The following is an 18,982-nucleotide window of genomic DNA, read 5'->3' as shown; positions in this document are numbered from 1 at the left end:
CATGGAATGGTTTGTTGTTGGGCCGGATGTTCTGGCCCTGTTGTTTCTGGCTAGCGTGATCGCCGGATTTGTGGATTCGATCGCCGGCGGCGGCGGGTTGCTGTCCATTCCGGTGTTGTTGGCGGCGGGGCTGTCGCCCGCTCAGGTGCTGGCGACCAACAAATTGCAGGCGGTGGGCGGTTCGTTTTCCGCCAGCCTGTATTTCATCCGCCGCAAAGCGGTGGACATGAGAATACTGAAGCTGGCGGTACCGCTGACCTTGCTGGGCGCGATGTTCGGCGCCTGGCTGATCCAGCAGATCCACGCCGATTTCCTGCGTAAATTGCTGCCGGTGCTGGTGATCGGCATCGGCCTCTATTTTCTGCTGATGCCGAAAGTGGGGGATGAGGATCGGCATGCGCGCCTGTCGCTGTTGCCGTTTTCCCTGCTGGGCGGCGCCTGTGTCGGGTTTTACGACGGCTTCTTCGGGCCGGGTGCCGGGTCGTTTTATGCATTGGCCTATGTCACCCTGCTGGGGTTCAACCTGGCGAAAGCCACCGCGCACGCCAAAGTGCTCAACTTTACCTCCAATTTCGGCGGCCTGGTGTTTTTCATGCTGGGCGGCCAGGTGGTATGGGGCGTTGGTTTGGTCATGCTGGTCGGGCAGATTATCGGCGCCCGGCTGGGGGCCAGAATGGTGCTGACCAAGGGGCAGAAACTGATTCGCCCGATGCTGGTGATCATGTCCGCCCTGATGAGCATCAAATTGATTCATGACAACCACGGCAGCGAAATTGCCCGTTGGCTGGGACAGCTATTCTGATGACGATGTTGACTGAAACTGCACACACTCACCATTACGACCAGTTGATCGCCATTTTCAACCGGTGTTTTAGCGAGGAATACAACACCCGGCTGGTGAAGGGCGACGATGAGCCGATTTATCTGCCGGCCGACGATCAGGCGCCGTATCACCGCATTGTGTTCGCACACGGGTTTTATGCCAGCGGCATGCACGAGATTTCCCACTGGTGCATCGCCGGTGAAGAGCGGCGTAAATTGGTGGATTTCGGCTACTGGTACTGTCCGGACGGACGCGACGCTACGACCCAGAGCCAGTTTGAGTCGGTGGAAATCAAACCGCAGGCGCTGGAGTGGATGTTCTGCGTGGCCGCCGGCTTCCCGTTTAATGTCAGTTGCGACAACCTGAATGGCGATGTTGACCCGGACCGTATCGCCTTCCAGCGCCGGGTGCACGCGCAGGTCATGATTTATCTGCAACAGGGCGTGCCCAGCCGACCTGCGCGCTTTATTCAGGCGCTGCGGGATTTTTACCACACTGCGCCGCAAACCGCGGCGGATTTTCCTTATCCGGCCGATCTGTGATGATCGGCGGGCAACACGATAACTGAGGACCCTTAATGATCGCAGAATTCGAGGCGCGCATCCTGACGCTGATTGACAATATGGTGGAGCACGCCAGCGATGATGAACTGTTTGCCAGCGGTTACCTGCGCGGCCACCTGACGCTGGCGGTGGCGGAAGCCGAAGCGCATGGCGAACAGACGGCGCAGGCGCTGAATGCCCGGGTACAGGACAGCCTGAACAAGGCGATTAACAACGGCGAGCTGTCGCCGCCGGATCAGGCGCTGGTCGCCCAGGTGTGGGAATCGTTGTATCAGCAGGCGCAATTGCAGTAACACCCGCGGGGGTCGGAATGGGCGGCCGCCTGTTTCGACCCGCGATGGGGTCTTAACCCTTCGCTGAAACTGATTCCGTGGCCGGCGTGCGGTCACGGAATCTGAATAGGTTCATCTTCTGGCCCGAACGTCATTCGGGTTGTCTCAACGGCGCGACAAATCTACAGCCGGTGTTTTTGCCTTAACCGAAACAGTAATGCTTGTCTGGCATGGGCGACGCGCGGCTGGCGCAGCGCGCTGGGTTGCCACAGTAAATAGTAACTTCGGCTGGCACGCGCTACGGGGGCGGGAATTTCACTCAGCTCCCCTCGTTCGATATAAGGCGTGCATAAATACGCCGGCAGGGCGCTCCAGCCAAATCCCTGGCACAACAAGCTGCATAAGGCGCGTAGATCTTGCCCGACCATGGCGGGAACGATGGTCGGCGCCTGCACTCGGTTCGCCGTAAACCAGTTATCGATAAGCGGGAGCGTCAGGCTATAGGCCAGCACCGGTTCGGTTTGCATCGCCGCCAGTGTATCCGGCGTGTTCATCAGCCGGGCGACGACCTGGGGCGACGCGACCGCCATCACTTCGTCGGTCAGCATCAGCTCGCTTTTCAACCGGGTGTCATGCGAGGGCGCCGCCGAGATCCCCAGGTCACAGTAACCCTCAATCAGGCTTTGGGTTATCGCGTCGTAATCCCCGGTTTGCATCCGGACGCGCACCCCCACCTCCAGCAGCGGCAACAATTGCTTGGCTACGACTTCGGCCAGAAAATCCGCATGACCAATGATTTGTAATGCGCCAGCCAGTTCCAGTGAGCGCGCTTTCACCGAGGCCAGTGCGTTTTCCGCCTCATCCAGCCGGTCGCCAATATCCGCCGCCAGCTCATCGGCCACCGACGTGGGGACGACGCCCCGCGTTTGCCGCTCAAACAGTGGTCGCCCAATCGACGTTTCCAAACCGGCGATATGCTGCGATACCGCAGGCTGCGTCAGGTTAAGCATGCGTGCGGCTCCGCTGATAGAGCGCTGTCGGTACACTTCAATAAAGGTTCTCAGCCGAACAAGAGACATGCATCACCCATAAAATTTTTTATATCAATACCCAAATATGCTAGTTGGTCACAACTGATTAACGCCGGTAAAGTACGCCCTATCAAAGCATAACTGCCTTTTTTTCGGAAGGTGGCTTGCAGGAAGTAAAGGAAAATTTATATCAAAGCCAGACGGCAAGCGAAGGGATCGCATTCCGTCGTTACGGTTTGAGCGGATTCGTCCGCCTGCTGCGATCCAGATAACCGTGAACCGAATAGAGACGCGCTTTTCGTTTTCCCGCCTGTCGGGAAGAAAGACACCACACGATTGTTAAGGATTCACCATCATGCCGTTAGCGCAAACGACCAACGATTTAAAAGCGATATTGCAGACCATGAAGAATGCGCACATCGCTAATGGCCCGGCCGACGCGGCGCTGCGCCGCGATAGGCTGCTGCGTAGCGCCCGGCTTATCCGGGAAAATTATCCGTCGCTCAGCAAAGCGATGGATGCGGATTTTGGACATCGCAGCGTGTATCAGTCGCTGGTGGCGGATATGGTGACGACGGTGAAAACGCTCGAGCATTCCGCGGAGTACGTAGCGCAATGGATGAAGCCGGAATTCGTCGACAGCCCCGTGCCGGGCATGCAGGCCTGGATACAGCAGCAGCCGCTGGGCGTGGTTGGGGTGATAAGCCCGTGGAATTTCCCCATTAATCTGGCATTTGGGCCGCTGGCCGGCGTGTTTGCCGCAGGCAATACCGCGATGCTGAAACCTTCGGAACTGACGCCCGCCACCTCGGAACTGCTGGCGGAACTGATCGCGCGTTACTTTGACCCGCTGGAGCTGGAAGTGGTGTTGGGCGACGCGGCGATTGGCGCCGCGTTCAGCAGCCTGCCTTTTGACCATTTGGTATTTACCGGCAGTTCTGCCGTTGGTCGCCATGTGATGCGTGCCGCAGCCGATAATCTGGTGCCCGTTACACTGGAACTGGGGGGGAAATCGCCGGTGGTCATCGACCGTGATGCGGATGTCGGCCTGGCGGCGCAGCGTACCCTGACCGTGAAGACCTTTAATGCCGGTCAGATTTGCCTTTCCCCTGACTACGTCATGTTGCCGGGCGATCAGGTTGATGCCTTTATTCAGGCTGGTAAAGCGTTTATGGCTCAGGCATTTCCGACGCTTCAGAACAACCCTGACTATACGTCGATCATTACGCTGCGACACTATGAGCGTCTGGTTGGTCTGTTAAAGGATGCGGAAAAACAGGGGGCGACGCTGGTGAGCCTGGCGCCTCAGGGCGAGCCGGATTTTGATGCGGTTTCCCGCAAAATCGCACCGCATCTGGTGCTGAATGTCACCGATGAGATGCAGATTATGCAGGAGGAGATCTTCGGGCCGCTGTTGCCGGTACGCACCTGTCATTCGCAGGAAGAGGCGATTGCATACATCAACGCGCATCCGCGCCCGTTGGCTGCGTATTACTTTGGTCAGCAGCTGGCGCGGCAAACCGCGTTCGCTGAACGGATCACGTCAGGGGCGCTGGTCATCAATGATGTGATGACGCACGCCAGTAACGACGCACTGCCCTTTGGCGGCGTGGGCGCTTCCGGCATGGGCGCTTACCACGGCATTCATGGTTTCCGCCGTTTTAGCCACGCCAAAGCGGTGGTGGTTCAGGATGAAGAGGGCGCATCCAACCTGCGTTTGCGGGCGCCCTATAGCGACAAATTGTCTCAGCTTGAAGCGTTTTTGAACGGCTGATGTGAACGATCTACTGAATTGGTGAGTTAAGGAGAATGACGATGAAGGTACTGATGGTATTGACGTCCCACGACGCGCTGGGAAATACAGGCAAGAAAACCGGGTTCTGGCTTGAGGAATTCGCCGCCCCTTATTACACCTTCAAAGATGCCGGTGCGGATGTGGTGCTGGCGTCGCCGGCAGGCGGACAGCCGCCGCTGGACCCGAAAAGCGATTTGCCGGAATTCCAGACCGAACTGACTCATCGCTTCAAGGCCGACCCGGCAGCACAGCAAGCGCTGGCTTCCACGGCGAAACTGGACAGCGTGCGTATGGACGATTTCGACACGGTGTTTTATCCGGGCGGTCATGGCCCGCTGTGGGATTTGGCGGAATCACCGATCTCCATTGCGCTGATCGAAGCATTTGAACGGGCCGGAAAACCCATCGGCTTCGTGTGCCATGCTCCCGGCGTCTTGCGTCATGTCAAGGCCGCCAATGGCGAGCCGCTGATCAAAGGTCGTCGGGTCACCGGGTTTACCAACACGGAAGAAGCGGCGGTGGAATTGACGGATGTGGTGCCGTTTTTGATTGAAGACGAGTTTCAGAAACTGGGCGGGCTGTATTCCAAAGGCCCTGACTGGCACCCTTACATTGTCGAGGACGGTAAGCTTGTCACCGGCCAGAACCCGGCCAGTTCGGAAGCGGTCGCTCAGGCGTTGTTAAAACAGCTGGCCTAATCGGCTGATAAAGGAAACAGGCAGAATGACCATAAGATTACATCATCTGAATGACTCGCGATCCATGCGTATTCTCTGGTTGCTTGAAGAGGCGCAGCTTCCCTATGAGCTGATCCGCTACCAGCGCAATCCGCAGACGCAATTGGCGCCGGAAGCGCTCAAGGCTATCCATCCGCTGGGTAAATCGCCGGTGGTGGAGATTGACGGCAAGGTGATTGCCGAGTCCGGCGCTATCGTTGAGTACATTATCAGCAAATACGCGCCGCAGTTGGCGCCCGATGAGCAGGATGCGGGTTATGCCGACTATCTGCAATGGATTCATTTTGCGGAAAGTTCGGCCATGCTGCCTGTATTACTGAAAGTCTTTAATCAGTTTGAGAAAAATACCGGTCAGACGCTGAAGTTTCTGGATGATTACGCCGAGGTGGAGTTCAAAAAAGTGTTTTCCTATTTGAACGACTACCTGGCTTCACGCGAGTTTATTGTCGGGCAGCGTCTGACCGGGGCGGACTTTATGTTGGGGTTCGTGGTGAAGCTGGTTACGGAGCGCTTTAATCTGGGGCAGCAGTACCCCCATATTCTCCGTTATGCGCAACGCATTGCTGATATTCCGAGCTGGCGAAAGGCGCAGCGTCTGGAATCAAATCAGGCCTGACGTTATTTACTGATTTTAAAACGGTTATCTTAAAGGGAGTGACAACTATGACTGTTGAGAAAGTACTTTATCGCGCCCAGGCGTCGGTGACCGGCGGGCGGGATGGACATGCGGTTTCCGATGATAATCACCTCGACCTGAAACTGACCACACCGCGCGAGCTGGGCGGCCTTGGCGGTTCCGGCACCAACCCCGAGCAACTGTTTGCCGCCGGTTACGCGGCCTGTTTTACCGGCGCGCTGAAACTGGTGGCCTCCAAAGAGAAGGTGTTGGTTCCCTCCACTACGGTGATTGAAGGCCTTGTCGGCATTGGTCCATCCGGCGGCGGTTTCGGCATTGAAGTTGAACTGCGCATTACCATTCCCGGCATGGACAAGGCGCAGGCTCAGGCGTTGGTGGAAAAAGCGCATCAGGTTTGCCCCTATTCCAACGCTACGCGCGGCAATATCGATGTGACATTGACCGTGTTGTAATTGTTTTTCGGATAAGTGTTGTAATTGTTTGTCGGATAAAGGGGATGACGTTTAAGCAATCATCCCCTGTTCCCGGTTACTTTTCTAAAACGCAATTGGCCTGAAGCGTCGCCGGAGCAGTTCAACTTGGTGCTTTCAACGTAGGCTATTGCAGCCAGAAACAGAGCGCATAGAACACGCCCAGACTTGCCATCACCGCCAGCATCGTATGGCGAACCAGCAAGGCGATCGCCACGCTGCCCAGCGCGCCCCATAAGTACGGGTTATCCGGAAAGGGACGCAGCGCGTCCTGATGCAGCAGGATCACCGGCCCGCAAATGGCCGTCAGCAGGCAAGGCGCGGAATAGTTGAGCGCTTGCCGGAACAGCGCGGGTAGCCTGACGGGAACGCCGGGTTCCAGAAAAACGTAGCGGTAAGCAAACACGACCAGCGCCAGTAGCAGTAATAATCCCCAACTCATGATGTTTCTCCGGTGAGCCGTGCCATCAGAACCGAAACGACCATGCCGCCAAGCCCGGCTATCATGATCGCCCCTTCGATGCGCCAGTAAGCCAGTAGCATGGACATCAACAATGAAAACAGCGTCCCCGCCAGCACCGGCAGGCGCTTGACCATCGGTACCACCAGCGTGATAAAGGTGGCGACGATGGAAAAATCCAGATGGTAGCGATCAAGATGGGGAATCGCATTCGCCATCATCACGCCCGCCAGACTGCATACCAACCAGCTCAGATAGAACATCAGCCCGGCGCCGAGTAGATAGGCGGTGGTCAACCGTGTCTTTGCGGCTATCGCCAGCGCGAATAGCTCGTCGGTCAGCAAAAAACCGAGTAACAGGCGATAGCGGGCTTTCAGCGGCGCGATGGTGGGGCGCAGCGTTAGACCATAAATCAGGTGTTGGGCGGTAATCACCATGACGGTCAGCAAGATAGTCATGACGCTGCCCCCCGACATCAACAGGCTCAGCGTCACCAACTGCGCTGCGCCGGCGAAGATCACGGCCGACATCCCCACCGCTTGCCAGAATGTCAGCCCGGCCTGCACCGCCATTGAACCCGCTAGAATGCCCCAGGGAATAACCGCCACGCACAGTGGCAGCATCGCCACCGTGCCGCTAAGGAATCGGCTGGAGGCCGAATCCGACGGATATCGTCGTGATAAGGCGGTGAAAGGTGAAAATGACATAACCACGATTCTCTTCTTCAACGAATGAGCCGGAAGCATAGACAGGAGAGAGGCGGCGGTATTGAAAGAAATTGCCTGATGTCTGATTACTTCAGAGTACGGACAAACTCACCCGGCGTGATGCCCATTGCGCGTTTGAAATGGCGATTGAAGTGGCTCTGATCGGAGAATCCGCACTGGGATGCGGTGTCAGACAGGCTGACGCCCTTTATCAGCAGCGAACGCGCCTGACGCAGGCGAGCCTGAACCAGATAAGCATGGGGCGTCATGCCCAGCAGCGCCTTGAATTGCCTGAGAAAATGCCACGGGCTAAGACCGGCTGCCTCCGCCAGTTGCAGCAGGCTGATATCCTGCTCCGGGCATTCGTCAAGCCACGCTTTCGCCCGCAGAATGGACAGGTTTGCCGATGGTAAGGTTCGTCCGTCGGAGCGGGTTTTGCTGTAGCGCATCATCAGCCAGCTCAATGACGAAAACAGCAGGGTTTCTTTCAACAGGCTATTGCCTGCCTGCGGCAGCAGGGTGAAGGCCAGCCGCAATTGCGCGGACAAGCCGGGGTCATGCAAGACGGCATCGGGAAACCACGGCGTGGCGCCTTGCGGCACGCGCAGGTCGCGCGACAGGTGGCATAACAAGTCCGGCGAGGGATAGATGGCGCGGTAGGACCAGCCGCTGGCGACCTCGGCGTGGCCGGTATGAATTTCATCGGCATTGACCAGAATGATATCGCCGGTGGGGGCGACGTGTTCACCGCCGGTGCGATAGAAACGCTGCGCGCCTTCCTCAATCACGCCGATACAGAAATTCTCATGCGAATGGCGGGAAAAACGCTGGTGATGGTAGCGAGCCTGTAGCATTTCCAGCCCGCCCAGATCTTTCAGGTGGTGAAACTGTACTTCTTCCCGCGATGAAGGTTTTCCCATGACCCGCTCCCGAATCCTATTTGGTATAAAATTGCTGCCGCATGGAATGCGCTATCCCGCTTATCTTCAACTATACCTGTCCTACTTCAAGTTGCAGGGGCGTTGGCTGCGCTCGCTCACCCAAATCACTTACCTGAGTAAGCTCATCGGGATTCACTCACTTGCCGCGTTACAAGGCTCAAATGAACCTTGCCCTGAAGGGCCAACGCTTCGCGTTGTTCAAAACGCAAAACGTTTTGTCCTGCAACTCGAATTATTTTAGGTAGATACCGCTTTGCCTTTCAGCAGTTTTCTCACCCAAAACCGATTGGGGTGCAGCGCCGCCAGCGTATCGCTATCCAGCGGCAGCGGTTCGCCGAACAACTGCGATGCCAGTATTTCGGCGGCCAGCGGTGCGGAACATAAACCGCGTGACCCCAACGCGCCAATCAGATAGAGATTCGGCCAGGACGGGGCGGCGGCTACGTCGTCGCCGTCAGCCAGCTGTTCTGGCAGATGCTGATAGCACGCCAATGTCTGTGGGTAATCCGGCGCCTGACCCAGCAACGGCAGATGATCGCGGATCGCGCAGCGCACGCCGCAACGCGCCTGTTGCCCGGAGATGTCCACCGCGGCGGGCCAGTCACTGTCGGGCAGACAATCAATCAACCGCTGACGGTTCTGCTGTTGATCGGTTTCACGGTAATCCGTATCCATATCGCCGCGATGATAGCTGGCGCCGATACAGTGCGTGTGGTGATGCGGGCTGACCGGCGTCAGATAGCCATCGTAGCACAGCACCTGACGCAGTGCGGACAGCGACGGCGTGTCGGGGACGTGGCTGACCTGACCGCGCACCGCGTAGACGGGCAGGTGGCGGGTCTGCTCCCAGTCGCCTAGCTGATGACCGTTGGCCAGCACCACCGTGGCGTGTTGTCGCTGACGGCCGTCCGCCAGCGTCAGTTGCCAGCCGCTGTCGGTGTGGGCGAGCGCGGCGACGGCGGTAGATAAATGCGCCTGCAGGCCCTGCCGGCAGGCCAGCGCAAGGGCCGATGCGGTCAGCTCGGCCGGGCACAGCCAGCCGCCCTGCGGGTAGGTGAGGCCGTGGGTATGCAGCGGTACGCCGGCCTGTTCGGTCAGGGTGCGCGCGTCCGCCGGGCGTACCAGCGTATCCGGCCAGTTGCCGGCCAGTATCTGGGTTATTTTGCGCGTGCTTTTTTCATCGTAAGCCAACTGGCTGACGCCGCACCAGTCGTGTTCAAACGTCACGCCTTGCGCGGCGAGGGCGTCGTAGCAGCGGCGGGCGAAGCCGAACGCGGTGGCGAAAAATCCCGATAACGCATCCTGCTTGTCGTTCAGCAGCGGATAGAGCGCGCCCTGACGATTGCCGGAGGCGCGCTGTCCCACCTGTTCGTCGGCGCAATACAGCGTCACCCGCGCGCCGCGTCGCAGCAGCGCGAGCGCCGTCAGCACCGCCGCGACGCCGCCGCCGACAATCGCCACCTCCTGCGGGTGTGTGGCCGCAGGACGCGCGTACCAGGGAGTGGGGTGCGGCTGTTCACTGCCGTGCGACACCGCGCCGCACAGCATTTCCCGTTTCTGCCCGAATCCCTTGATTTTGCTGACGTCAAATCCCGCCTGTTGCAATCCCCGGCGTACGAAACCGGCCGCGGTAAAGGTTGCGAACGTCCCGCCGTTGCGGCACAGACGCGCCATAGCGTGAAATAACGCATCGGTCCACATGTCCGGATTTTTGGCCGGGGCGAAGCCGTCGAGAAACCAGGCGTCGATGCGCTGGGTCAGGCTGTTGTCCAGTTTGGGCAGCAGAGCGTTGACGTCGCCGAACCACAGGTCCAGCGTGATGCGCCCCTGCGCCAGAATCAGCCGGTGGCAACCGGGCAGCGCCAGCGGCCAGTGCCGGCGCAGTTCGTCGGCGAAGGGCGCCAGTTCCGGCCAACTGGCGTGCGCGGCGGCCAGATCCGACTGGCGCAGCGGAAATTTCTCAAAACTGATGAAGTGCAGCCGCTGCAGCGCGGCGTCCGGTTGTTGCTGGCGAAACTGTTCGAACGCCTGCCACAGCGTCAGGAAATTCAGCCCGGTGCCGAAGCCGGTTTCCGCCACGGTGCAGGCCGGGCCGGGATGGTCGGGGAAACGCTGCGGAAAACCGTTGCCCTGCAGAAAGACGTAGCGGGTTTCCGCCAGGCCATCCTGGTTGGAGAAATAAACGTCATCAAACTGTTGCGATACAGGTGTACCCTGAGCGTTCCAGTTCAGGTCTGCATGCTGGATGGAAGGGCGTGTCACGGCAACTAACTCATTATTCAGGCGGTGGTGCGATTTTAGCGAGCGGTTTATTAAGTCGCAAATTTGAGAAAAGTTAGTCTGATCGGACTTGTTCAGCTTACATCTGTACGCTAAAGTGCGGAGCTAAATCCAAACTCTATAAGCGGAAGAGGTATTGAATGAAACGTGCGGTGATTACTGGTCTGGGAATTCTGTCCAGTATCGGTAATAACAAAGAGGAAGTGCTGGCATCCCTGCGTGAAGGCCGTTCTGGCATCACTTTCTCCGAAGAGCTGAAAGATTCCGGCATGCGTAGTCACGTCTGGGGTAACGTCAAGCTGGATACGGCAGGCCTGATTGAACGTAAAGTTGTACGTTTCATGAGCGATGCCTCTATTTACGCTTACCTGTGCATGGAGGAAGCCGTCAAGGATTCCGGGCTGTCCGAAGAAGCCTACCAGAACAATCCGCGCGTAGGGTTGATCGTTGGTTCCGGCGGCGGTTCCCCGCGTTTCCAGGTGTTTGGCGCTGACGCTATGCGTAGCCTACGCGGCCTGAAAGCGGTCGGCCCTTATGTGGTGACTAAAGCGATGGCTTCCGGCGTGTCCGCCTGTCTGGCGACGCCGTTTAAAATCCACGGCGTCAACTACTCCATCAGTTCCGCTTGCGCCACGTCTGCGCACTGCATCGGCAACGCGGTCGAGCAGATTCAGATGGGCAAACAGGACATCGTGTTCGCCGGCGGCGGCGAAGAGCTGTGCTGGGAACTGGCGTGCGAATTCGACGCCATGGGCGCGCTGTCCACCAAATACAACGAGACGCCGGAACGCGCTTCCCGTACTTATGACGCGGATCGCGACGGTTTCGTTATCGCCGGCGGCGGCGGTATGGTGGTAGTGGAAGAGCTGGAGCACGCGCTGGCGCGCGGCGCGCATATCTACGCTGAAGTGGTTGGCTATGGCGCGACGTCCGATGGCGCCGACATGGTGGCCCCGTCAGGCGAAGGCGCGGTGCGCTGCATGAAGCTGGCGCTGCAGGATGTCGATACCCCGGTGGATTACATCAATACTCACGGTACCTCGACGCCGGTGGGCGATGTGAAAGAACTGTGGGCGATCCGTCAGGTGTTCGGCGACAACGTTCCGCCGATCTCTTCTACCAAAGCCATGACCGGTCACTCGCTGGGCGCCGCGGGCGTGCAGGAAGCCATCTATACGCTGCTGATGCTGGAGCACGGTTTCATCGCGCCGAGCATCAACGTTGAAACGCTGGACGAGCAGGCGCAAGGCATGAACGTCGTCACCGAGCCGACCGAACGTCAACTGACTACCGTGATGTCCAACGGTTTCGGTTTCGGCGGCACCAACGCCGTGCTGGTGATGCGCAAATACGCGCAGTAACCGCGAAAACATAAAAAATACCGGGCTTGCCCGGTATTTTTTTGTCTGACGATCGTTGCCGCCAATCCGCTTTTCTCTGCCGCTTGCGCTGATTTTCCGCGCGTTACAGCACTATTCACATCAGCTTACAGCACTATTCAGCTTACAGCACTATTCACGCCAGCTTACAGCACTACCCACATCAGCAAGGCCACCACCAGGATCGCCACCAGCGCCAATCCGATAGGTTTATTGACCAGCGACCGCCATTCCTGCGGCAAGGCGACGATTAGCGGGTTGATAAACGGCTGCAGCGGTGCGGCGGAGGCTTCCTGGATCTGCTGGAGCCGCCGGCGGTAGAGGAACGTCACCACGTCGCTGATTTGCGAAGGGGTGAGCGGCGTTTGTGGCGTGATGTTCAGGGTGCTGCGGGTGAAATCCTGCAGCAGTTGTTGTTCCTGCTGATCGAGCGGCTGTTTCAGCGCCGCCTGCAGCGTATGCAGGGTGGGCAGGGTATGCTGCTGCAACAGAACGCTTTGGGTGTTGAGGAATTGGCTTAACACCTGAAAGTTCTTCGCCGGAATCGGATCGCCGGTTTTCAATCCCTGCATATCCATCAGCGTTTGCCAGACTTTACCCGGCGATTCGCCGGTCAGCGCCACCAGCTTTGACACCAACTGGTTGAGCTGGTTGTGTTCCGCGGGCAACAGCGCGCGGTCCAGCAGCGCGGTCGCCGCCGGCGATGAATTGGCGGTGACCCCGTCCGGAATGACGCCGGCTTGCAATAGGGCTGCCAGTTGCTGCGAGGTTTGCGGCAGTGGCGGCGGTATGGTGGCGGCGGTAGGCGTCTGGGGAAACTGAATCGGTTGCCCTGTCGCGGTATTGCCAAACGGCCGGCAGGGTATTGCCCCCCGTGGACAACAGCGTGGCAGCCTGCGGCAACTGGCCGTTTTGCAGCAGCGTTACCACCAGCTTTAGCTGCGAAGGCGTCAGCGAACTCAGCACGGTGTGGCCGAACTGCTGGCGGATGAAATCGCTGACGGCCTGACGGTTATTCCCCTGCGACAGCAGGCTGGTCAGCTGTTGCAGCAACTGGCGGGTATCCTGCGAACCCTGTACGGTCGTCAGTCGGTTTTGCAAACTCTGCTCGGCCGCCGGAAACTGGCTGGCAAGCAACTCCGCGTTATTTTTCGTGCCGAGCTCTGCGCGCACGGTTGCCCAGACTTCCGCCGGCTTAGCGCCGCTCAGGGTGGATATCTGCACCACCAGCTTTTCCAGCGTGGTGCGCTGCGCCAGCGTGAGCGGTGAATCGTCCGTCTGGGATGTCGCGGTTTTCGACAACGCGGTTTCCAGCGTTTTTTCTCCCTGCAGGGAAACATTGCCGGGGTTACTGATCGGTTGCATGGTGTGATCCTTACCGTAGACGCTCGACGGGATTTCGCATCAACCCGATGAAATTATCGCCATCATACCCACCGTCATCATAACAACGGCGCGGTATTACCGATAGTCGTCGGGCGTGAACAGGCGAAAATTCCGCTGAACCGAACGAAAAGGCGAGAAAACGCATGACCGGCGTGACGCGCGCCGATTCCGACGGGAAAAGCGGCGCGCGGATGGAGTAATCCGCGGCGCTCGCTTTATGCGGCCGGTGCCGCGGCTACGTGCGGGGGACGGACCGGAGTTGGGTGCGGCGGCGCCGCCAATATTTCAAAACCGGCGGCGCCAGCAGAATCAGCACCGCCATTCCCAGCAATGTCTGGCTGATGCGGCCTTCCCACAGGATGGATAACTCGCCGTTACTGATGGACAGCGCGCGGCGCAGGTTCTGTTCCAGCATTTCCCCCAGCACAAAACCCAGAATCAGCGGCGACATGGGAAAGTGCATTTTGCGCAGCAGGTAGCCGAACACCCCCAGCCCGACCATCAGCAGCAGGTCGAACGTGGTGCTGTGCACCGCGTAGACGCCGACGGCGGAAATGGCGGCGATCGCCGGCACCAGAAACCACATCGGAATCGCCAGCATACGGGTGAATACGCCGATCATCGGGAGATTGAGTAATAACAGCATCAGGTTGCCGATCAGCATAGCGGCGATCAGGCCCCAGACGATATCGGGCTGTTCGGTAAACATCGCCGGACCCGGCGTAATGTTGTATAGCGTCAGCGCGCCCATCATCACGGCGGTGGTGCCGGAGCCGGGAACGCCCAGCGTCAGCATCGGAATGAACGAGCCGCAGGCCGAGGCGTTGTTGGCCGCTTCCGGCGCCGCCACGCCGCGAATGTCGCCTTTGCCGAAGCTGTCGCTGTTGCCGCTGATCTTTTTCTCCGTCATCCAGGCCATCGCGCTGGCGATGGTAGCGCCGGCGCCCGGCAGTATCCCGACAAAGAACCCCAGCAGCGATGCGCGCAACGTCGCGCCGACGCACTGTATGCCTTCCCGCACGTTGAACAGCATGCGTCCGGTGTTTTTTACCAGCTTTTGTCCGCCGCCGGTCTGTTCCAGCATCAGCAGGATTTCGCTGACGGAAAACAGGCCGATCACCACCACCACGAACTGGATGCCGTCAGACAGATGAACATTGTCGAAAGTGAAACGATAGACGCCGGTATTGGCGTCTACGCCGACGGTCGCCATCGACAGGCCAATCAGCGCCGACAGAAAGGATTTCAGCGGGTTGTGGCTCATCATGCTGCCGAGGCAGGCGATGGCGAACACCATCAGGGCGAAATACTCGGCGGGGCCAAACGCCAGCGACCAGTCGGCCAGCAACGGCGCAAACAAAATAATGCCGACGATGGCGATGCTGGAGCCGACGAACGAGCTGACGGCGGAAATGGACAGCGCCACGCCCGCTTTTCCCTGCTGCGCCATCGGGTAGCCGTCGAGGGCGGTCATGATGGCGCCGGCGTCGCCCGGCACATTGAGCAGAATGGAGGAGATGCGCCCGCCGTATTCGCAACCGAGATAGACGGTAGCGAGCAGAATCAGCGCGGACTCCGCCGGCAGTTTGAGCGCGAAGGCCAGCGGCATCAGAATCGCGACGCCGTTGATCGGGCCAAGACCGGGCAGCAGCCCGACGATGGTGCCGATAAAGCAGCCGATCAGCGCAATCATCAGGTTTTGCGGCGTCATCGCTACCGCAAAACCCTGCATCAGAAAAGACCAGGTATCCATGAGATTGTCTCCCGGTTAGAACCACGCGCCGGCCGGCAGCGTGACGTCAAGCAGTTTATCGAAGGCGTAAAACAGCGATACGCCCATCACCGCGCCGGACAACGCCGCCATCCACCACACCGCGCCAAACAACATGCCGATGCCGCAGCCCAGCAGGGCGGTCGCCAGCGGGAAGCCCAGTGATTCAAACAGCCAGGCATACAGCGTCAGCATCACGACCAGTAGCGACAATCGCCGACAAACCGGTGGAGACGGCCAGACGAGTGTGTCCGGTTTGCGCAGCAGCAGCAGAGCAGCGCATAGCGCCATCAGCCCCAGCATGGCGAGGGGAAACGGGCGCGGGCCGACCGGTTCGTAACTGTATTCACTCTGGATCTCCCAACCGATAACCAGACCGATGAGGCACAGCGCCAGCCAGATTCCGGCAAACAGACGATCGCTCATGATGTGTTCCTCGCTTATTTAGCCAGCCCGAACAGCTTTGCCTGTTCGCGGTAATCCTCGACCTGTTTTTTGACGTACGTATCCAGCGCCTGTCCGGTCAGGTTGAATTCGAACAGGCCGCGCAGGTCGCGTTGTTTTTTGAATTCGTCGGTGGCGGCGATGTGCTTAAACGCCTGTTCCCACCACTGGTAGCTGGCGTCGCTGACTTTGGGGCCGAGGTAGAAGCCGCGGATGATCGGCCAGACCAGGTCGTATCCCTGTTCTTTAGCAGTGGGGACGTCGGCCAGTTGTCCCGGCAGGCGCTGGTCGGAGAACACCGCCAGCACCCGAATCTTGCCGCCCTGCAGATGCGGCACCATTTCGCTGATATCGCCGGAAACCGCCTGTACGTGCCCGCCCAGCATGGCGGTCAGCGGTTCGCCGCCGCCTTCGAACGCAACGTAGCGCATGTCGCGCGGGCTGATCCCGGCGTGGCGCGCCAGCATCGCGGTTTTCATCCAGTCCTGACTGCCGATGGACGCGCCGGCGCCGACGACCACCTGATTGGGGTTTTTCTGCATGGCGGCGAGCAGATCTTTCAGTGTCTGGTAAGGCGAGTCGGCCCGCACCGCGATCATGCCGTAGTCGGTGCCGACCGCCGCCAGCCATTTCACATCGTCCACGCCGTAGCGCCCGAATTTTCCCTGCGCCAGATTGAGCAGCGAGCCGCCGGAGAACGCGACCACGGTGCCGGGTTCGTCCGGACGCTGCGCCACGATGGCGTTGTAAGCGACCGCGCCGACGCCGCCGGGCATGTAGGTAACGCGCATCGGGCTATCGAGGGTGCCGGTTTCCTGTAGCGAGATTTGCAGCAATTTACAGGTCAGATCGAAACCGCCGCCCGGCTTGGCCGGGGCGATGCATTCGGTGCGGGCTGGCGCGGCAGCCTGGGCGGGCGTCGCGCCGGTAAACAATCCGCACAACGTCAGAGAAAGGGCGAGGTATTTTTTCATTGTCATTCCTTCCTGTTTATCGTTCCCGAAGCGGGATCGTTGTTGGATTGTTAATGATGTAATCTTTCAGTTACCTTTCGGTTATTGAAAATGTGTTCAGGATGTGATTGGGGTCGCTTAAAAAACCGACCGGTCCTGAGGGACAATAGCCGTCGGACGGTTACCGAAAGGAGAAGGACAATGTGGATACAGGCTGGCGGCGATGCGACTTTTACTGGTTGAGGATCATCCTGAACTGGCCCACTGGCTGGAGAAAGCCCTGAGCGAGGCGGGATTCGCGGTGGATCTGGTCGGCGATGGCGTGGCGGCGGACCACCTGTTGCAGCAGGAAACCTATGCGTTGGTGGTGCTGGATGTGTCGTTACCGCGCATGGACGGTCTGGCGTTGCTGGCGCGGTTGCGTAAACGCGGCCAGAATCTGCCGGTGCTGCTGCTGACGGCCCGCGCCAGCGTGGCGGACCGGGTCAGGGGGCTGAATCTGGGCGCGGATGATTACCTGACCAAGCCGTTTGAACTGGCCGAGCTGGAAGCGCGGTTGCGCGCGCTGCTGCGGCGCAGTCAGGGGCAGATACAGGACGTGCAGCGCCTGGGCGATCTTAGCTGGCACGATGAAGGCTATTTTCTATTGCAGGAAAAGCCGCTGGCGCTGACGCCGCGGGAGCAGGCGGTGTTGCATACGTTGATGCAGCGCCGCGGCCGCCCGGTGTCGCGCCAGTATCTGTATGATCAGGTGTTTACCCTGACAGACGACGCCAGCCCGGACAGCCTGGATTTGTACGTGCACCGTATCCGCAAAAAGCTGGCGGGCAGCGATGTGATGATTGTCACCCTGCGCGGACTGGGGTACAGCCTGGAGCGTAGCCATGCCGAAAGTTAATTCGCTGCGCGGCCAACTGATGCTGTATCTCGGCTTGCCGATGGCGCTGCTGTGGGCATTGTCGGTCTGGAGCCACTATCACAGCGCGAAAGCGGCGGCGACGCAGGCTTACGATCGCACGTTGCTGGCTTCGGCGCGCACGGTGGCTGAACGGCTGACGGTGCGCAACGGGCAACTGGCGGTGGATGTGCCCTGGGTGGTGTTGGACAGCTTTGAGCGCAACATGAATGACCGGCTCTATTATCAGGTGCTGACTCCTCAGGGCAAAACGCTCTCCGGCTATGACGACCTGCCGCCGCTGCCCCGCGGCATTCCGCTATCCCGCCATTATCCGGCGCTGGCGCATTTTTATGACGCTCGCTATCACGGGCGGGCCATCCGGGTGGCGGCGTTGTGGCAGCCGGTGCATGAATCCGGCGTGGAAGGCATGGTGCTGATTCTGGTGGCGGAAACGCTGAGTTCCCGCGAAGCCTTCGCGCACCGGCAACTGCTGACCGCGGCTCTCAGCCAAAGCGCGCTGGTGTTGCTGGCGCTGTTGCTGGTGCTGCTGCTGTTTCGCAAACTGCTGCGGCCGCTGCGTCGGCTGTCCGGCGTGATGGCGCGCCGTGAGCCGGGAGACTTAACGCCGTTGCCGCCGCTATTGCCCTGGTCGGAAATGCAGCCGTTGCTGGTGGCGTTCAACCGTTATATCGAGCGGCTCAGCGGATTGGTGCAACGGCAGGAGCGTTTTGGCGCGGATGCGGCGCACCAGCTCAGAACGCCGCTGGCGGTGCTGAAAACTCAGGTCGGCGTGGCGCTGAACAGCTCGCAACCTGCGCAGTGGCGCGATAGCCTGCTCGGCATGCGCGCCACGCTGGACGACACTATCCAGTTGACCGATCGTCTGCTGCAACTGTCGCGGCTGAGGGCGCAGGACAGCAAAGATCACACCTGGCAAACGGTGGACCTGGCTGAACTGGTGCGGGACGCCTGTTTTTCCCGTTTACCATTGGCACGCAGCCGGCGGATCGATCTGGGCTACGAAGGCGATGAGCGCTGCCTGATTCGCGGCGAGCCGCTGCTGCTGGCGGAACTGTGCGCCAATTTGCTGGATAATGCGCTGAAATACACCCCATCGGGCGGAGTTGTGACCGCCCGGATACAAGCGCAGCAACTGGAGGTGGAAGACAGCGGTCCCGGTATCCCGCCGGGCGAACGCGAGCAGGCGATGAGGCCGTTTCACCGGTTGGATAACCACGGCGGTCTGCCGGGCGCCGGATTGGGGCTGGCTCTGGTCAGGGATATCGCTCGCTGGCATCGTACCCGGGTCCAGTTGCTGGACAGCCCGACGCTGGGCGGGCTGCGGGTACGGATTGCGTTTGGCGAGCCGCCGACCTGATAAGGCGTATCCATTAATGTGATGCGTAGCTCGCAACGCCGCCTGTCTGCCGAGGCG

At 59.5% G+C, this 18,982-nt stretch carries 20 protein-coding genes and 1 pseudogene; 11 read left to right on the top strand and 10 right to left on the bottom strand.

Annotation, left to right across the window (positions count from 1 at the left end; translation table 11 throughout):
- Window position 1 precedes the first annotated feature (1 nt).
- From DXX3274_RS15270 to DXX3274_RS15260, 3 genes are read left to right on the top strand one after another with little or no spacing between them, the layout of a single operon-like run.
- Window positions 2–802: a sulfite exporter TauE/SafE family protein gene (locus DXX3274_RS15270; RefSeq protein ID WP_042860505.1), complete on the top strand. Its 801-nt coding sequence runs from the start codon at window positions 2–4 to the stop codon at window positions 800–802.
- Complete coding sequence (locus DXX3274_RS15265; RefSeq protein ID WP_084478808.1) at window positions 802–1,365, top strand: elongation factor P hydroxylase; 564 nt, start codon at window positions 802–804, stop codon at window positions 1,363–1,365. The genes DXX3274_RS15270 and DXX3274_RS15265 overlap by 1 nt, the downstream gene beginning before the upstream one ends.
- Window positions 1,366–1,400: 35 nt before the next feature.
- The gene (locus DXX3274_RS15260) at window positions 1,401–1,679 is read left to right on the top strand and encodes a YfcL family protein (RefSeq protein ID WP_042860504.1); all 279 of its coding nucleotides are present in this window, start codon (window positions 1,401–1,403) and stop codon (window positions 1,677–1,679) included.
- Window positions 1,680–1,840: 161 nt separating this feature from the next.
- Here DXX3274_RS15260 and DXX3274_RS15255 read toward each other — a convergent pair whose 3' ends face one another.
- A complete protein-coding gene (locus DXX3274_RS15255; protein ID WP_042860503.1) occupies window positions 1,841–2,737 on the bottom strand; it encodes a LysR family transcriptional regulator in 897 nt (298 codons plus the stop codon).
- Between the two features lie 307 nt (window positions 2,738–3,044).
- Between DXX3274_RS15255 and DXX3274_RS15250 the strand changes: the two genes are divergently transcribed.
- Genes DXX3274_RS15250 through DXX3274_RS15235 form a run of 4 tightly spaced genes read left to right on the top strand, consistent with a single transcriptional unit; the run spans window position 3,045 to window position 6,310 of the window.
- Window positions 3,045–4,463, top strand: coding sequence for a coniferyl aldehyde dehydrogenase (locus DXX3274_RS15250; RefSeq protein ID WP_042860502.1), 1,419 nt, complete (start codon window positions 3,045–3,047; stop codon window positions 4,461–4,463).
- Between the two features lie 41 nt (window positions 4,464–4,504).
- Window positions 4,505–5,182, top strand: coding sequence for a type 1 glutamine amidotransferase domain-containing protein (locus DXX3274_RS15245; RefSeq protein ID WP_042860501.1), 678 nt, complete (start codon window positions 4,505–4,507; stop codon window positions 5,180–5,182).
- A 25-nt stretch (window positions 5,183–5,207) separates the two neighbouring features.
- Complete coding sequence (locus DXX3274_RS15240) at window positions 5,208–5,837, top strand: glutathione S-transferase family protein (protein ID WP_042860500.1); 630 nt, start codon at window positions 5,208–5,210, stop codon at window positions 5,835–5,837.
- A gap of 47 nt (window positions 5,838–5,884) precedes the next feature.
- Complete coding sequence (locus tag DXX3274_RS15235) at window positions 5,885–6,310, top strand: organic hydroperoxide resistance protein (RefSeq protein ID WP_042860499.1); 426 nt, start codon at window positions 5,885–5,887, stop codon at window positions 6,308–6,310.
- A gap of 145 nt (window positions 6,311–6,455) precedes the next feature.
- On the opposite strand, the gene DXX3274_RS15230 is transcribed toward DXX3274_RS15235, so the two are convergent.
- The 3 genes from DXX3274_RS15230 to DXX3274_RS15220 form a co-directional block, all read right to left on the bottom strand.
- Window positions 6,456–6,770, bottom strand: a complete 315-nt coding sequence (locus DXX3274_RS15230) for an AzlD domain-containing protein (protein ID WP_042860498.1) — start codon at window positions 6,768–6,770, stop codon at window positions 6,456–6,458.
- A complete protein-coding gene (locus DXX3274_RS15225; protein ID WP_084478806.1) occupies window positions 6,767–7,495 on the bottom strand; it encodes an AzlC family ABC transporter permease in 729 nt (242 codons plus the stop codon). Before DXX3274_RS15225 ends, DXX3274_RS15230 begins: the two co-directional genes overlap by 4 nt.
- Window positions 7,496–7,581: 86 nt before the next feature.
- On the bottom strand, window positions 7,582–8,415 hold the full coding sequence (locus DXX3274_RS15220; RefSeq protein WP_042860495.1) for an AraC family transcriptional regulator: 834 nt from the start codon (window positions 8,413–8,415) through the stop codon (window positions 7,582–7,584).
- Between DXX3274_RS15220 and DXX3274_RS24015 the strand changes: the two genes are divergently transcribed.
- Window positions 8,414–8,677 carry a hypothetical protein gene (locus tag DXX3274_RS24015; protein ID WP_042860494.1) on the top strand — a complete coding sequence of 88 codons (264 nt, stop codon included), beginning with the start codon at window positions 8,414–8,416 and terminating at the stop codon, window positions 8,675–8,677. The genes DXX3274_RS15220 and DXX3274_RS24015 overlap by 2 nt on opposite strands.
- On the opposite strand, the gene mnmC is transcribed toward DXX3274_RS24015, so the two are convergent.
- On the bottom strand, window positions 8,674–10,698 hold the full coding sequence (mnmC, locus tag DXX3274_RS15210; RefSeq protein WP_042860493.1) for a bifunctional tRNA (5-methylaminomethyl-2-thiouridine)(34)-methyltransferase MnmD/FAD-dependent 5-carboxymethylaminomethyl-2-thiouridine(34) oxidoreductase MnmC: 2,025 nt from the start codon (window positions 10,696–10,698) through the stop codon (window positions 8,674–8,676). The two genes, DXX3274_RS24015 and mnmC, sit on opposite strands and share 4 nt — an antisense overlap.
- 158 nt (window positions 10,699–10,856) lie before the next feature.
- Between mnmC and fabB the strand changes: the two genes are divergently transcribed.
- Window positions 10,857–12,077 carry a beta-ketoacyl-ACP synthase I gene (gene fabB, locus DXX3274_RS15205; RefSeq protein ID WP_042860491.1) on the top strand — a complete coding sequence of 407 codons (1,221 nt, stop codon included), beginning with the start codon at window positions 10,857–10,859 and terminating at the stop codon, window positions 12,075–12,077.
- A 164-nt stretch (window positions 12,078–12,241) separates the two neighbouring features.
- Here fabB and DXX3274_RS24310 read toward each other — a convergent pair whose 3' ends face one another.
- The 5 genes and pseudogenes from DXX3274_RS24310 to DXX3274_RS15185 all read right to left on the bottom strand — a co-directional run bounded on the left by DXX3274_RS24310 (window position 12,242) and on the right by DXX3274_RS15185 (window position 16,670).
- The gene (locus tag DXX3274_RS24310; RefSeq protein ID WP_238556048.1) at window positions 12,242–12,730 is read right to left on the bottom strand and encodes a hypothetical protein; all 489 of its coding nucleotides are present in this window, start codon (window positions 12,728–12,730) and stop codon (window positions 12,242–12,244) included.
- Window positions 12,731–12,995: 265 nt separating this feature from the next.
- Window positions 12,996–13,460 (bottom strand): annotated as a pseudogene (locus DXX3274_RS24305) (flagella biosynthesis regulator Flk); the annotation flags it as partial.
- A 256-nt stretch (window positions 13,461–13,716) separates the two neighbouring features.
- A complete protein-coding gene (locus tag DXX3274_RS15195) occupies window positions 13,717–15,234 on the bottom strand; it encodes a tripartite tricarboxylate transporter permease (protein ID WP_042860490.1) in 1,518 nt (505 codons plus the stop codon).
- Between the two features lie 15 nt (window positions 15,235–15,249).
- Entirely contained in the window at window positions 15,250–15,678 is a 429-nt protein-coding gene (locus DXX3274_RS15190; RefSeq protein WP_042860489.1) for a tripartite tricarboxylate transporter TctB family protein, read from the bottom strand.
- Between the two features lie 14 nt (window positions 15,679–15,692).
- Window positions 15,693–16,670, bottom strand: a complete 978-nt coding sequence (locus DXX3274_RS15185) for a tripartite tricarboxylate transporter substrate binding protein (protein ID WP_042860488.1) — start codon at window positions 16,668–16,670, stop codon at window positions 15,693–15,695.
- A gap of 202 nt (window positions 16,671–16,872) precedes the next feature.
- On the opposite strand from DXX3274_RS15185, the gene tctD reads away from it, so the two are divergent.
- Together tctD and DXX3274_RS15175 are read left to right on the top strand one after the other, a co-directional pair.
- The gene (gene tctD, locus DXX3274_RS15180; RefSeq protein ID WP_042860487.1) at window positions 16,873–17,547 is read left to right on the top strand and encodes a transcriptional regulator TctD; all 675 of its coding nucleotides are present in this window, start codon (window positions 16,873–16,875) and stop codon (window positions 17,545–17,547) included.
- A complete protein-coding gene (locus DXX3274_RS15175) occupies window positions 17,534–18,925 on the top strand; it encodes a sensor histidine kinase (RefSeq protein ID WP_042860485.1) in 1,392 nt (463 codons plus the stop codon). Before tctD ends, DXX3274_RS15175 begins: the two co-directional genes overlap by 14 nt.
- The last annotated feature ends 57 nt before the right edge of the window (window positions 18,926–18,982 follow it).

The organism is Dickeya sp. NCPPB 3274 (genome assembly GCF_000406205.1).
GTDB lineage: Bacteria > Pseudomonadota > Gammaproteobacteria > Enterobacterales > Enterobacteriaceae > Dickeya > Dickeya fangzhongdai.
This window is presented reverse-complemented; position numbering and strand designations above follow the sequence as displayed.